At 63.8% G+C, this 14,213-nt stretch carries 11 protein-coding genes; 6 read left to right on the top strand and 5 right to left on the bottom strand.

The genetic code is table 11. The annotated features are described in order from the left end of the window. Positions 1–183: 183 nt before the first annotated feature. The 3 genes from CK224_RS03765 to CK224_RS03775 all read left to right on the top strand — a co-directional run bounded on the left by CK224_RS03765 (position 184) and on the right by CK224_RS03775 (position 2,119). Positions 184–369, top strand: coding sequence for a hypothetical protein (locus tag CK224_RS03765; RefSeq protein ID WP_066999640.1), 186 nt, complete (start codon positions 184–186; stop codon positions 367–369). A 336-nt stretch (positions 370–705) separates the two neighbouring features. Further along, complete coding sequence (locus CK224_RS32250) at positions 706–840, top strand: hypothetical protein (protein ID WP_082980636.1); 135 nt, start codon at positions 706–708, stop codon at positions 838–840. A 340-nt stretch (positions 841–1,180) separates the two neighbouring features. Continuing rightward, positions 1,181–2,119 carry a GlxA family transcriptional regulator gene (locus tag CK224_RS03775; protein WP_348626470.1) on the top strand — a complete coding sequence of 313 codons (939 nt, stop codon included), beginning with the start codon at positions 1,181–1,183 and terminating at the stop codon, positions 2,117–2,119. A gap of 149 nt (positions 2,120–2,268) precedes the next feature. Here CK224_RS03775 and CK224_RS03785 read toward each other — a convergent pair whose 3' ends face one another. The 5 genes from CK224_RS03785 to CK224_RS03805 form a co-directional block, all read right to left on the bottom strand. After that, positions 2,269–2,610 (bottom strand): peptidase inhibitor family I36 protein, encoded by a 342-nt coding sequence (locus CK224_RS03785; RefSeq protein ID WP_067000849.1) that lies wholly within the window; start codon positions 2,608–2,610, stop codon positions 2,269–2,271. Positions 2,611–2,724: 114 nt separating this feature from the next. After that, positions 2,725–3,573, bottom strand: a complete 849-nt coding sequence (locus tag CK224_RS03790) for a DUF1194 domain-containing protein (protein ID WP_067329284.1) — start codon at positions 3,571–3,573, stop codon at positions 2,725–2,727. Between the two features lie 92 nt (positions 3,574–3,665). Continuing rightward, on the bottom strand, positions 3,666–6,227 hold the full coding sequence (locus tag CK224_RS03795; protein ID WP_095780814.1) for an FAD-dependent oxidoreductase: 2,562 nt from the start codon (positions 6,225–6,227) through the stop codon (positions 3,666–3,668). A 322-nt stretch (positions 6,228–6,549) separates the two neighbouring features. Next, positions 6,550–6,813: a hypothetical protein gene (locus CK224_RS03800; RefSeq protein ID WP_059187066.1), complete on the bottom strand. Its 264-nt coding sequence runs from the start codon at positions 6,811–6,813 to the stop codon at positions 6,550–6,552. A 142-nt stretch (positions 6,814–6,955) separates the two neighbouring features. Then, complete coding sequence (locus CK224_RS03805; protein WP_095780815.1) at positions 6,956–9,445, bottom strand: mechanosensitive ion channel family protein; 2,490 nt, start codon at positions 9,443–9,445, stop codon at positions 6,956–6,958. Between the two features lie 205 nt (positions 9,446–9,650). Between CK224_RS03805 and CK224_RS03810 the strand changes: the two genes are divergently transcribed. Genes CK224_RS03810 through CK224_RS03820 form a run of 3 tightly spaced genes read left to right on the top strand, consistent with a single transcriptional unit; the run spans position 9,651 to position 14,206 of the window. Further along, on the top strand, positions 9,651–10,910 hold the full coding sequence (locus tag CK224_RS03810) for a sarcosine oxidase subunit beta (RefSeq protein WP_095780816.1): 1,260 nt from the start codon (positions 9,651–9,653) through the stop codon (positions 10,908–10,910). 12 nt (positions 10,911–10,922) lie between these two features. Continuing rightward, positions 10,923–11,216, top strand: a complete 294-nt coding sequence (locus CK224_RS03815) for a sarcosine oxidase subunit delta (RefSeq protein ID WP_067329272.1) — start codon at positions 10,923–10,925, stop codon at positions 11,214–11,216. Further along, the gene (locus tag CK224_RS03820; RefSeq protein ID WP_095780817.1) at positions 11,213–14,206 is read left to right on the top strand and encodes a sarcosine oxidase subunit alpha; all 2,994 of its coding nucleotides are present in this window, start codon (positions 11,213–11,215) and stop codon (positions 14,204–14,206) included. The genes CK224_RS03815 and CK224_RS03820 overlap by 4 nt, the downstream gene beginning before the upstream one ends. Positions 14,207–14,213: the final 7 nt, after the last annotated feature.

Genomic DNA, 14,213 nt, shown 5'->3' on the forward strand with positions numbered 1-14,213 from the left:
TTCCATTTCGTTTGATTGAACATCACTTCGAGCGCATAGTCAACTCGATCGATGCAGGATGCTGCCAAAAGCAGCCATCGAACGACCACGATACAGACCTGCAATCGACATGAAATGAAGCTGAAACAGACCTGACGTAACCCATTGCCGGGCGCCTCCCTGCCCGAATCGAGGAGAAAGAAAATGTCTATCCTGTCGTCTATCGGTCGGCTCGCGACCGAATTCAGCGCCGCCCGCGCTCGCTACCAGACCGAACGCGCAATCCATGCGCTGCCGATCGAACTGCAGAAGGATATCGGCTGGCCGGAAGCCGCCGATGCCAAGACTGGATTGCGCTACGGCGTGGGAACCTGGGCCGGAGCCAAGTAAATAAGTGTGCATCACGTGCTAAGGGCTTGCCGCGTGTCAGACCGGCAGGCCCTTTTTGTTTGTACTCAAATGACTTTTCCAGCCATGCGGCCGTCGCATGACGCATATGAAGCACTCGCATAGCGGGGTCCGTTTCGAAATAAACCGCTGTAAATAATAGTAAATTTCGAACACGGAGCTCAAAAATGTCGCGTGGGATGTCGCTTTTCATAACAAGCGCTTCGTTTTTGCGATTTAGTTTTGACTGAAGCAGGCCTATATCAACGCCAGCAAAAACGAGCTGCCCCACTCCATTAAGCGAAGGCGACCCGTCTGAGCAACCAAATGGAGATGATGATGAAGCTCTTTGCCCGCCTGTTCCCCCGTCGCGAAATGAACCTGACGACCGCTCTTGAGCGTCAGCGTCTTGCCAAGACCATGCCCGGCCAGACCGGCGCCATGGCTGCCGCTCGCCTCGGCTTCGTTGCCTGAGACAGCAGTTTCGAACGGCACCTGGTTTGCCGTCGCGCTGAATGAAATTCAACGTCGCCCGGCTCCGCCGTGGCGGCGTTTTTCTTCTGACGGCGCATTCGTTGGAACCTGAAGTAGCAACCTTCGGTCTCGCGCCATCGACGATTGCCCGTTTGCGACCCGTGTCGCAAATTTAATCGTCGCTTAGCCGTCTAGCCGATTGACAGGAATGATTTTTCCTGATGTCGCTATGCTATTAGCGACATTCTGTTCGCGTCATGGCCGCGTGAGGTTTCCCGTGAATGCCGTAAAGCACCCGATCAAGAGATCGTTTGTGTTCTTCCTCATCCCCGACTTTACCATGATCGCCTTCGCAACGGCGCTCGACCCGCTCCGCTCGGCCAACCGGATGCTCGGCTACGAGGCTTATAGCTGGCGCCTGGCCAGTATCGACGGCAAGCCCGTGCGCGCCTCGAACGGCGTCGAATGCGCCGTCAACACCTCGCTCGAGGAAGAGCGCAGGAAGATGGCCGGGCCGGACCGCCCGAACATGGCGATCGTCTGCAGCGGCATGAATGTCGAGCGCTATCATAACAAGTCGGCCTTCGCCTGGCTGCGCGAGGAATACAACCGCGGCGTCGCCGTGGGCGGCCTGTGCACCGGCGCGCACATCCTGGCGGCCGCGGGCCTGCTCTCCAACAAGCGCTGCGCCATCCATTGGGAAAACCTGCCGGGCTTCTCGGAGGCCTTTCCCAAGGCCAACGTCTTCGCCGACCTCTTCGAGATCGACCAGAATGTCTACACCTGCGCAGGCGGCACCGCGGCGCTCGACATGATGCTAAAGCTGATCGGCGACGACTTCGACGAAAGCCTCGTCAACCGCGTCTGCGAGCAGGTGCTGACCGACCGCGTGCGCAGCCCGACGGATCGCCAGCGCCTGCCTCTGCGCGCCCGTCTCGGTGTGCAGAATTCCAAGGTGCTGACCATCATTGAATTGATGGAGGCGAACCTCTCCGAGCCGCTGTCGCTGATCGAGATCGCCGACCATGTCGATCTGTCGCGCCGGCAGATCGAGCGCCTCTTCCGCACCGAGATGGGCCGCTCGCCTGCCCGCTACTATCTCGAGATCCGGCTCGACCGCGCCAGGCATTTGCTCATCCAGTCGTCGCTGCCCGTGGTGGAAGTGGCTGTCGCCTGCGGTTTCGTCTCGGCCTCGCACTTCTCCAAATGCTACCGCGAGCTCTATGCCCGCTCGCCGCAGCAGGAGCGCGTCGACCGCAAGCAGTTGCTGGCCGCCTAAGCGACAAGGCTACGAAAACCTACGCGGACTGCGTGTGCGCGGTCCGTATCGCCTCGATGCGGATGTCCTCGGTCAACTTCGCCTTCAGCGCCGAGAATTCCGGGCTGGTTTTCAGCCTGGCGTTATGACCGCTCGCCGGTTTGACGACCTCAATATCGGTCGCAATAGCACTCCGCGGACGAGATGCGGTCGTTCCAGCCGGAACCTCCGAAATCGCGGACCCTGCGATTGAGCTCGATCGAGCGGCCGCGCCTTCCTGCATTCTCATAGGCGACAAGCGTGCAGCCCCGCCGCACCAGCACCGAGGAAACGCGGTCGTTCCAGAAGCCGCCCCGGAAATTGACGGCGTCGTCAGGACCCATTGCAAGCGAGCGTCCGCGGAAGTTCGCATTCTCGAACAGCACGCAGGCGGCCTCGCCGTAAAATTGGGCGCTGGCGCTTCCGGCAAATATTGTCGACGCAAGCGCCGCCAGGATGACCAAACGTTTCATGTAATATTTCCTCATTTCATCGCGTTGCGCGATGGCGCCGGCCCGATCACATTTTGCCATTGTGCCACACGAGGAAGCAAGTCCGAACCCCGCTCCGGCGGAGCTTGCCGACCGTCACCGGCTATCCATCATCCAGCCGCGGTTGCGCCACATCTTCTCACCGGCCAGGCAATCGGCGGCCGGCCTGTCGTCGGCAAGCACGACCGGCGGGTGAGCCGCCTCTTCTGCCGCCCATTGCCGCGAAGCCGGGCCGGCGAGCTCGAGCACCAGCTTGCGGCGGATCGCTTCCGGGAATTGCGTCCAGTCGTTGACCGGGATCATGAAGGCGCCCGGCCCGCCGATCACGCAGTCGCTGTAGTAGCGGTCGAGATTGGCGACGTCGAAGGCGCCGCCGTACCCGCCCCTTGTCATCAGCGGCAGTCCGTTGATGGTGATGCCCTGCCTCACCACCTCGTCGCGCGTGATGTCGACCGGCGCGCCCTGGTTGTTGGGTCCGTCGCCCGAAACGTCGATGACGCGCTTGGTCCCCTGAAAGCCGCTTTCGGCGAAAAGGTCGCTGCCGAAGGCCAGTGCGCCGGAGATCGAAGTACGTCGCGCGCTGTCCGGCGGACGCGCGTTCATCTGCGCAACCACCCGTTCGGCGTCGGCGCGATTGGCAATCGCTGTCCACGGTACGACGACCCGCTGCCATCTGGTGCCGGCCCACTCGACATAGGTGACCGCGATCTTGCCGTGGACGCCGTCGGCGATGGCCTTGAGCACGTTGTCATCCGTCAGTGCCGCCGCATAGCCACGGCGCTGGATCTCGAGTTCGGCCGGCGACATGGAGAGCGAAACATCGACTGCGAGCACCAGCTCGACATCTACCGGCTCGATCGCACTCGATCGCGTGGGCGGGCCGAGGAGCAGCGCCAGCGCGGCGGCGCCGGAAAGCCAATGCCTTGTTCGGCCCAAAGCGGACATGACGCAACGGTAAGCGATAATCGCGCATGAACAAAGCAAAAAGGCCCGGCGTCGACCGGGCCTTCCACCAATCCGGACGAACGCGCGCTCGCTTAGCTGCGCGGCTTGAGATTCTCCGGGTCGTAAAGCGGCTTGTAGCCGACGCCGGCCACTTCGACGGGATAGGTCTCGCCGAAATACTCCACCTGCAGCTTGCGACCTTCTTGGCAGTAGGCCCAGGGCAGATAGGCGAGCGCGATGTTCTTGCCGATGGTCGGGCCGTAGGCGACCGACGTGGTGAAGGAGCGTCGGCCGAGCTCGTCGACCAGCGTCTCGCCGGTCGCGGGATCCTGCACCGGCATGATGCCGACCGGATAGCGCGCGACGCCCTTGGAATCGGTGTTCTCGGTCATCGCCAGCGTGCAGAGCATAGCCGGCTGATGCTCGCGGGCGCGATATTCCAGGTGCTTGGCCTTGCCGCAGAAGTCGTTCTCCTTGACCTTCGGGCGGGCAAGATCTGCCTCGAGCAGATTGTATTCGGTCAAGAGGTCGGCGTTCTGCAGCCGCAAGCTCTTCTCCATGCGGCGCGTGTTGGCGTAGGTCTCGACGCCGAACGGCATCACACCGGTCGAGCGCAGCGCGTCCCAGACGGCGAGCCCGTCCTCGTAGCGCATATGCAGTTCCCAGCCCTGCTCGCCGACATAGGAGATGCGGAAGGCGGTGACGTCCTTGCCGCCGATCCTGATCGGCTTGATCGCCGCGAACGGGAAATTCTCCGGCGTCAGCCCGTTCGGGTCCTCGACCACCTTCTGCAGCGTCGTGCGCGCATTCGGTCCCCAGATGCCGATGGTGACGTATTTTTCGGTGACATCGGTGACAGTGACATCGAAACCTTTGTCCTGCGCGGTGCGCTGCATATAGCGGAAGTCGCGCGGCCCGGCGTCGGCGCCGTCGATGACGCGGCAGCGATCGGCCATGCGGATCACGGTGAAGTCGGCGCGCACCATGCCCTCCTCATCGAGGAAGTGAGTGTAGATGCCCTTGCCGATATTGTTGTCGCCGCCGATCTTGGCCGCGCACAGCCATTCCAGCAGCGCAACATGGTCAGGGCCTTCGACGTCGTACATCGAGAAATGCGACAGGTTGACGATGCCGCAATCCTCGCTCATCGCCAGATGCTCGGCATTGGAGACGCGCCAGAAATGGCGGTTGTCCCACTCGTTCTCGCGCACCGGCACGCGGTTGGCGTATTTTTCCAGGAGATGCTCGTTGGCGGCATAGCCGTGGGCGCGCTCCCAGCCGCCCAGTTCCATGAAGTAGCCGCCGAGTTCCTTCTCGCGCTCCCAGAACGGCGAGCGGCGGATGTTGCGGCCCTTGGAGAACGGCTCGCGCGGATGCACCGCCGGATTGTAGACCTTCATCGCCGTCTCGGTGCAGCGATCCCAGATGAACTCTTCCTTCGTCTGGTGCGGGTAGAAGCGCGCATAGTCGATGGCATGATGGTCGATCGAGGTGCGGCCGTCGGTCATCCAGTCGGCGATCAGCTTGCCCATGCCCGGGCCGTCCTTGACCCAAATGGCGACGGCGTACCAGAGGCCCCTCACCTTCTGGCTTTCGCCCATGGACGGGCCGCCGTCGGTGGTGACCTGCAGCAGGCCGTTGAAGGAATGGCCTTCATTGTAACCGAGCTCGCCGAGGATCGGCGTCAGTTCCATGGCGCGCTCCAGCGGCGCCATGATCTGCTCCATGTCGAGGTCACGCTGCGAGGGCGAGAGCCGCGCCTGGTCTTTTTCCAGCAGGTCGCGCGGATGGCAAAGGCGCGGATTGGTCTCCTCGTAATAGCCCCATTCGATCTGCCCGCCCTCCGCGGTCTTGGGATCCCCGGTGTCGCGCATATAGGCCGAGTTGCCCTGGTCGCGCAGCAGCGGCCAGCCGATCTCCTTGCCGGTGCCGGCGAACTCGTTATACGGGCCGAAGAAGGTCAGCGGGTGGTCGATCGGCATGACCGGCAGGTCTTCGCCGACCAGTGCCGCGGTCAGCCGGCCCCAAATGCCGGTGCAGACGACCACATAATCGGCTTCGATCGTGCCGCGCTCGGTCGCGACGCCCTTGATGCGGCCGTTCTCGACGATCAGGTCCTTGGCCGAGGTGTTGGCAAAAGCCTGGAGTTTGCCGGAAGCGACACCCTGGTCGACGAGCTTGCCGGCCACCGTCTGCGAGCGCGGGATGACGAGACCGGCGTCGGGGTCCCACAACCCGCCCTGCACAAGATGCTCCTCGATCAGCGGGAACTTCTGCTTGATCTCGGCCGGCTCGATCAGGCGCGCGCGGGTGCCGAATGCCTTGGCGGAAGCAATCTTGCGCTTGATCTCGTCCATGCGGCCGTCGTCGCCGACGCGCGCGACTTCGAGGCCGCCGATGCGCGCGTAATGCCCCATCTTCTCGTAGAAATCGATGGAATAGAGCGTCGTCCAGCAGGAGAGAAAATCGTGGCTGGTCGTGTAGCAGAAGTCCGAGGCATGCGCGGTCGAGCCGATATCGGTCGGGATGCCCGACTTGTCGATGCCCACGATGTCGTCCCAACCGCGCTCGATCAGGTGATGGGCGACCGACGCGCCGACAATACCGCCAAGACCGACGATGACGACCTTCGCCTTTTTCGGAAACTCTGCCATGCCCGCGACTCCAAAGTGCTAAAGCGGGCGCGCCGGCGCCCGTTCGAATTGCGCCACAATATGCAGAGGACGCGGATTGAGCTACCGCCTGTTTGCGACACGTCGCGGATGCCGCGCGACCCGGCGCGCCGGCCCGGCTCGGGATGCGATTTCGCTCGGCGAAAGCCCAGATGTCCTCGGCCTGGAGGCCGACCTGGTAGCCGGCGGTCTTAAAGCTTGACCACGACAGGGGACATTTCCGGCGTCATCGTTAAGGAGCGGCTACTGGAAACGACAAAGGCCGGACGAACGCCCGGCCTTGCCGATCATATTCAAGGAGTTCTTACTTGATCCGCGCGACGCCGCCGGAGATCTCGACCGTTTCCGAACCGGTCAGCGCTTCGAGATCACCATTGGGCAGGGTGACGAAGCAGCCATTCGGGCAGAACTCCACCGTCTCGCCGGCGGCCAGCGCCAGCTCGGTCTTGCCGCCGCCTTCGGTCACGATCAGCGTCCGCGTCTGGGCGTCCTTGTTGACCGCGCTGGCGGCAAAAGCCGAACCGCCCAGGGCCAGGAAAGCGATGGCGGCAACGACAGACTTCCACATTGCAATTCCGGTGTTTCCACACCGCCTCTGTTCAATTTCGCAAGGCATTCTCGCCCTTTGCGTGAGAGCTTATATGAGATGTAACGTGAACCGCAACTGAATGCCGCATTCATGCCACAATCGGCTTCGGCGGCCGCCAAAGCTAGTCGGGGTCGGGCTTGCGGCCTCTTCTCTTGGTTTTAGCCAGACGCGTCTGCTCGGCCGCGGCCTCCGCTTCCAGCCGCTCGCGTTCGGCGAATTCGGCCTCGATCTTGTCGTCGTCGATCGGCCATGGCTCATGCTTCTTGCTCTCGACCACGGCGCGGGGCGCCGACGGGATCTCGATGTGCTCGTCTTCGAAGATGTCGAAGATCGCGAATCGGATGTCGTTCTGGACGATGCTGCCGTTCAACACGTCGGCGACGAACACGCGGATCTCGAATTCCAGTGCAGCCGGGCCGAAATTGGCAAACAGCACGAAGGGCTCGGGGTTCTTGAGCACCATCGGATGGGCGCGGGCTATGCCGAGCAGGATGGCGTGGACGCGCTTGACGTCGCTGCCATAGGCGACGCCCACCTTGATGTCGACGCGGCCAAGCTTGTTGCGGTGCGTCCAGTTGCCGACCGCATTGTTGATGAGGTTCGAGTTCGGCAGGATCACCGACTGGCGCTGGAACGTCTCGATCTCGGTGGCGCGCACGCTTATCTTTCTGACCGTGCCGCTGATGTCGCCGGCGACGATCCAGTCCCCGACCTTGAACGGTCGCTCGGCAAGCAGGATCAGCCCGGAGACGAAGTTCGAGACGACGTTCTGCAAGCCGAAGCCGATACCCAGCGAAAGTGCGCCGGCGACCAGCGCCAGATTGGAAAGATCGATGCCCGCCGCCGATATGCCGACCAGCGCTGCAAGCGCGACGCCGGCATAGCCAACCGCCAGCCGGATCGAATTGCGCACGCCGGTGTCAACCTTGCCGCGCGCCATGACCGAGCCGTCGAGCCAGCCCTGAAACCAGCGCGTGAGAAAATAGCCGATGGCGAAGACGACGATGCCGGTGAGGATGCCGAGCACCGAGATGGTGACCGACCCGATGGTCACGCCCGTTGCGAGCTTAAAGGCCCAGGTTTCGATATCGCCGGGCTGGAAGCCCCACATCAAGAGGATCAGCGGCAGGAACACCAGCACGATCATCAGGTTGATGGCGATGCTGACCACCAGGCCGAGCTGGTCGAGCGCGGTGTCCTCATAGCTGGAATTGGCTGACAGCCAGCGCCCGACCGAAGTGTCGGCGAAGCCGCCCTCCTCGCCGATCGCCCGCGCCGAAAGAAAGCCGATATAGGCGGTGATCAGCGTGGTGCCGGTGACGACGACCTGAATAGAGACGAAAAGAGCAAGACCGATATAGCCGAGCAGTGCCGCGGCGATTGTGGAGACGCCGAGCCCGATGGCAATGAAGCGAAGCCAGGCCGGCCACGGGCGCCACGAGCCGTCCCTCGCTCTGAAAGGCTTCAGCACTCCCATCAGGATCAGGATGACGCCCACGATGACGGTGGCAACGAAGCTCCTGGCGATCGTCAGCGACAGCGGCGAGCCCATCTTCTCGTTGACGACGGACAGGAAGTAGTTGAAGCCGAGGACCACGGCCATGGCGGTGGCCAGCCGCACCAGCCAACGCGCCGGTCCGGTTGCCACTGGAATAAGCCGCCAGTTCGGCAGCCGCGGCTCAAGGGCGGCATTGGTCAGCCGGTTGACGCAGAACGCCACCGCGACGACCGAGAGCAGCGCGTTGAGGAATTCGCCGATGTCGCCGCGCAGGACGTTGTAATAGTTGAAGAAGAACACGGTCGAGGCGAGGAACGCGCCGAGCGCCACGGTCGGCAGCAGCGTCGACCAGAACGCCACCGAAAGCCGGCTCAGGTACGACGGCTCTTCGACCGAAGCATCGGCCTCGAAGATGCGGCCGAAGAGACGCCTGCCGCCGATCAGCAGCACGGCCGCCAGCGCCAGCGCCATCAGCGTCGCCGCAAGCATCGCCTGGAACTTGAACTTCAATGCGAAGGTGAGCCAGGACGCCACCGCCTTATAGAGGCCGGTGAACTGGTCGTGCGCGTCGGAAAAGGCCTGCGGGCTCAGCGCATCGCTCAACTCGTAGCGTTTCGTCAGAACGCTGCGGAAAAGCTGACTGCGTAGCGTGGCGATCCTGTCGACCAGCCCGCTGATGCGGATGGACAGGTTCTGCGCGCCGGCGACCACGGCGTTGATCTCGGCCTTCTCGGCCGTAAGCGCCGCGCGCTCGTTGGCGACGATCGCCGGCTCCGGCGGCTGCCCCTGGGCCGGCGGCGGCCCCAATACCTGGATGCGCGCATTGATGTCGTTGAGGCGTGATCGGAACGCGAGCGCGCTGTTCAGCGCTGCCCGTGAAATATCCTCGAGCTGCAAGCGGATATCGACAAGGCCGGCGTCGTCCTGGTCTGGGGCGCTTAACTTGTTCTCCAGTCCGTCGGTCTTGGCCGTCAGATCCTGGATGGCCTTGGTCTGGTCGGCGATGAGCTGCGTGGAGCCCTGGCCGATCGCCTGCGCCATCGCGCCGGGCGAGGACTGCGCCGCGACGGCGACAATGGCGATCAGGATCAGGCGGAGCAGTCGGAAAATCATGACGTGACGGGCGACTCACGGCCGAAAAATCTTCGAAAATCCCGCCCTTGATAAAGACCGGCCTATCAAGCGGCAAGACGTCTCCATCCGCGGGCCTCGGCGCGGATCGAAGTCGGCCTGTCGAAAAGCGATGGCGCAATCTTGGCTTTGCGCTTCTCGCCTGCTCTATAGTCTGCCGGCTCGCACCAAAAGGACGACAGGAAGAATGGCGGAATACTCAGCCTTTTCGCTGCTCAAGAACGCGCTCAACGGCAACCAGGACTGGAAACCGGCCTGGCGCAAGCCGGACCCCAAGGCCTCCTATGATGTGATCGTCATCGGCGGCGGCGGCCATGGGCTCTCGACCGCCTATTACCTCGCCAAGGAGCACGGCATCACCAATGTCGCTGTGCTGGAAAAAGGCTGGCTGGGCTCGGGCAATGTCGGCCGCAACACCACGGCGGTGCGCTCCAACTATCTTTTGCCGCAGAACACCCGCTTCTACGAACATTCGATGAAGCTGTGGGAGAACCTGTCGCATGACCTCAACTACAACGTCATGTTCTCCCAGCGGGGCTGCCTGAACCTCGCGCACACGCCGGCTCAGCTCGACGACTACGCAAGGCGCGGCAATGCCATGCGTCATCTCGGCGTCGACGCCGAACTGATGAGCGTCAAAGAGATCAAGCGCCTTGTTCCGGCCCTGGACGTTTCGGGCTCGGCGCGATTTCCAATCCTTGGCGGGCTGATGCAGCCGCGTGCCGGAACCGCGCGCCACGACGCCGTCGCCTGGGGCTATGCGCGCGGCGCCGACCGGCGCGGCGTCGACATCATCGAGAATTGCGAGGTCACCGGCTTCCTGCGCGACGGCGACCGCATCACCGGTGTGACGACGACGCGCGGCGATATCCGCGCCAAGAAGGTGGCGCTTGCGGTGGCCGGCAGCACTGGCCAAGTCATGCAGCTTGCCGGCATTTCGCATATGCCGATCGAAAGCCACGTTCTGCAGGCCTTCGTCTCGGAATCGCTGAAGCCGATCATCGGCACCGTTCTCACCTTCGGCATGGGCCACTTCTACATCTCGCAATCCGACAAGGGCGGCCTCGTCTATGGCGGGGACCTCGACGGCTACAACAGCTATGCCCAGCGCGGCAGCCTGCCCGTCGTCGACGAGGTGATGAGCGAGATGCTGGCACTCTTCCCGGGCCTGGCGCGGGTGCGCATGCTGCGCTCCTGGGGCGGGCTTTGTGACATGACGATGGACGGTTCGCCGATCATCACCACCGGCCCGCTGCCCGGCATGTATCTCAATTGCGGCTGGTGTTATGGCGGCTTCAAGGCAACGCCAGCCTCAGGATGGTGCTTTGCCTGGACCATCGCCAAGGACGAGCCGCACGAGTTCAACGCGCCCTTCACGCTCGACCGTTTCTATCGCGGCCTCATCATCGACGACAAAGGCCAGGGCGCGACGCCGCGGCTGCATTAGGTTTCGAATCATATGCTGATCACTTGTCCCTATTGCGGCCCGCGCGATGTCATTGAGTTCACCTACCAGGGCGACGGCAACCGCGAGCGGCCGCAGCCTGCCTCGCAGGATCTCGACGCCTGGAATGCCTATGTCTACGACCGGCTGAACCCGGCCGGCGACCACAATGAGATCTGGCAGCATTCCGGCGGCTGCCGCGCGCATCTGCGGGTGGTGCGAAACACCTTAACCCATGAAATCCTGAGCACTGCCTTTGCCCGTGGCGGACACAAGTCCGCGGGCCACAAAGCGGGAGGCCACCAGTGAGCCCTCGCCGCACAGAAACCGGCGGCCGCATCGACCGGCTGCGCACCATCCGCTTCACCTTCGACGGCGCGCGCTATACCGGACACGCCGGCGACACGCTGGCTTCGGCGCTGCTCGCCAATGGCGTGACGCTGTTCGGCCGTTCGTTCAAATACCATCGCCCGCGCGGCCTGCTCGCCGCCGGCGTCGAGGAACCGAACGCTCTGGTGACGGTGCTGCGCGGCGAGGTGCGCGAGCCCAACATTCCCGCCACCATGGTCGAGATCTATGACGGGCTCGTCGCGGTCAGCCAGAACCGCTCCCCCTCGCTCGCCTGGGATATCGGCGCGCTCAACCAGCTCGGCGGCAAGCTCCTGTCGGCCGGCTTCTATTACAAGACCTTCATGGGACCGGTGATCGGCCCGTTGAAAGGCACGCGCTTCTGGATGTTCTGCGAGCATTTCATCCGCCGCGCCGCCGGCCTCGGCAGAGCCGGCACCGCGCCCGATACCTCGCGCTACGAGCGCATGAACGCCTTCTGCGACGTGCTGGTCGTCGGTTCCGGCCCGGCCGGGCTGATGGCGGCGAAGGCCGCGGCCGACCAGGGCGCCCGCGTGATCCTGGCCGAGCTCGAAGCAAAGTTCGGCGGCTCCGCCAACTGGTCGGGCGAAACCATCGACGGGGCGTCGGCAGCCGACTGGGCGGCGCGCATCGTCGGCCAGCTCGAAGGCAATGACAATGTCCGCCTTCTGCCGCGCACGACGGTGTGGGGCTATTACGACGGCAACACGCTGGCCGCGCTCGAACGGGTGACGGACCACAAGGAAGTTCCGGCCAAGGGCGAGCCGCGCCAGCGCTACTGGGCGATCCGCGCCAAAACGGTGGTTCTCGCCACCGGCTCCTTCGAGCGTCCGCTGGTATTCCCCGGCAACGATCGTCCGGGCGTCATGCTGGCGCATGCGGCCGAACGTTACGCCAATGAATATGGCGTGCTGCCCGGCGAACGCATCGCACTGTTCACCAACAATGACAGCGCCTATCGCTCCGCCGTTACACTGAAGAAGGCCGGGGCCGCCGTCGTCGCCATCGTCGATGTCCGCAGCGACGTGTCGAACGAGATGAGCAGGCTGGCGAGCCAGGCCGAAGCAGAGCTGCTTGCCGGCCATGCCGTGGTTGCAACCGAAGGCGGCAAGGCGCAGACCGGTCTCAACGTCCGGCGCTTCGAATTGATGAGCGGCGCGCTGAGCGGCGACGAGCGCAGCATCCATGCGGACTGCCTGTTGATGTCGGGTGGCTGGTCGCCGACGATCCATCTCGCCAGCCAGGCTGGAGCCAGGGCCATATGGAACCCTGCCAGGCAGGCCTTCCTGCCGCCGCAGCCGACGCAGCGCTGGATCGGCGCCGGCGCCTTCACCGGCAGTTTCTCGACCGCGGAAGCGATTGCCGAAGGCCGCGCGGCTGGCATTCAGGCCGCCGGCGGAAGCGCGTCCTCCGCTCCGCTACCCGTCGTGGAGGCCGTCCCCGGCGAACCGGATCCGGCACCGGTCTTCGAGATCAAGGCCAAGGGCAAAAGCTTCGTCGATTTCCAGCACGACGTGACCGCCGAGGATGTGCGGCTCGCGCACCGCGAGGGCTTCGTCTCGGTCGAGCATCTGAAGCGCTACACCACGCTCGGCATGGCGACCGACCAGGGCAAAAACTCGAACGTGCCGGGCCTCGCCATCATGGCCGAGGCGCTGGGCAAGCCGATCCCCGAAGTCGGTACGACGCGGTTCCGGCCGCCCTACACGGCCGTGTCGATCGGCTCGCTGGCGGCCGAGCGCTTCGGCGACCTGAAGCCCGACCGGCTGACGCCGATGCACGACTGGCACATCGACAACGGCGCGACCATGTTTGCGGCCGGTCTCTGGTACCGCCCGATGATCTACGGTCTCGCCGGCGAGACGGTCGAGCAGGCCTATGTCCGCGAGGCCGCGGCAACGCGTGAGAGCGCCGGCATCGTCGATGTCTCGACGCTTGGGAAGATCGCCGTTCAGGGCCCGGATGCGGCGGAATTCCTCGACCGCGTTTACACGAACATGTTTTCCACCCTCACGGTCGGCAAGGCCCGCTACGGCCTGATGCTGCGCGAGGATGGGCTTGCCTTCGACGACGGCACCACATGGCGGCTTGGCGAACAGGATTTCCTGATGACCACCACCACCGCCAATGCCGGCAAGGTGATGCAGCATCTGGAATATTTCCTCGACGTGATCTGGCCGGAACTGAAGGTCACCGTCACCTCCGTCACCGACGAGTGGGCGGGGGCCGCGATCGGGGGACCGAAAGCCAGGGCGATCCTTGCTGCCTGCGTGAAGGGCACGGCCGTCGACAACGCCGCGCTTCCGTTCATGGGCATTGTGCACGGTGAGATCGCCGGCGTGCCGGTGATGATTTGCCGCCTCTCCTTCTCCGGCGAGATGGCCTTCGAGGTCTATTCCGGCGCCGGCTATGGAATGCGCGTTTGGGAGGCTCTCATCGAGGCCGGCAAGCCTTTCGGCCTGGTCGCCTACGGGCTCGAGGCGCTTGGCACCATGCGCATCGAGAAGGGCCACGTCACCGGCGCGGAGATCGACGGCCGCACCACGGCGCGCGACCTGCATCTCGACTGGATGCTGTCGAAGAAGAAGCCCTTCATCGGTTCCGCCATGATGGACCGCGAAGGGCTGATCGCTCCGGACCGGCTGGAACTGGTCGGCTTGATCGCTCTCGACAACCGCGCGCTCGACGGTGGCGGACATATCGTCGAGGAACTGGACGCAGAGAACCCGCACGATTCGATCGGCCATATCACCGCCTGCTGCTATTCGCCGGCGCTCGGCAAATACATAGCGCTTGCGCTGGTCAAAGGCGGCAAGGGGCGCCACGGCACGCGCGCCTTCGTCTCCGATCCGCTGCGCAACCGGTTCGGGCCGGTCGAGATCGTCTCCAACCATTTCTACGATCCGGACGGGAGCCGCATGCATGGTTGAACGACAA

Origin of the sequence: Mesorhizobium sp. WSM3862, from assembly GCF_002294985.1 — a bacterium.
GTDB lineage: Bacteria > Pseudomonadota > Alphaproteobacteria > Rhizobiales > Rhizobiaceae > Mesorhizobium.

Bases quoted from the DNA above. Each gene is read 5' to 3' on its own strand.
- CK224_RS03765 (WP_066999640.1), top strand. From the start codon at position 184: ATGTCTATCCTGTCGTCTATCGGTCGGCTCGCGACCGAATTCAGCGCC.
- CK224_RS03815 (WP_067329272.1), top strand. From the start codon at position 10,923: ATGCTGATCACTTGTCCCTATTGCGGCCCGCGCGATGTCATTGAGTTC.
- CK224_RS03775 (WP_348626470.1), top strand. From the start codon at position 1,181: ATGATCGCCTTCGCAACGGCGCTCGACCCGCTCCGCTCGGCCAACCGG.
- CK224_RS03790 (WP_067329284.1), bottom strand. From the start codon at position 3,573: ATGTCCGCTTTGGGCCGAACAAGGCATTGGCTTTCCGGCGCCGCCGCG.
- CK224_RS03805 (WP_095780815.1), bottom strand. From the start codon at position 9,445: ATGATTTTCCGACTGCTCCGCCTGATCCTGATCGCCATTGTCGCCGTC.
- CK224_RS32250 (WP_082980636.1), top strand. From the start codon at position 706: ATGAAGCTCTTTGCCCGCCTGTTCCCCCGTCGCGAAATGAACCTGACG.
- CK224_RS03785 (WP_067000849.1), bottom strand. From the start codon at position 2,610: ATGAAACGTTTGGTCATCCTGGCGGCGCTTGCGTCGACAATATTTGCC.
- CK224_RS03810 (WP_095780816.1), top strand. From the start codon at position 9,651: ATGGCGGAATACTCAGCCTTTTCGCTGCTCAAGAACGCGCTCAACGGC.
- CK224_RS03800 (WP_059187066.1), bottom strand. From the start codon at position 6,813: ATGTGGAAGTCTGTCGTTGCCGCCATCGCTTTCCTGGCCCTGGGCGGT.
- CK224_RS03795 (WP_095780814.1), bottom strand. From the start codon at position 6,227: ATGGCAGAGTTTCCGAAAAAGGCGAAGGTCGTCATCGTCGGTCTTGGC.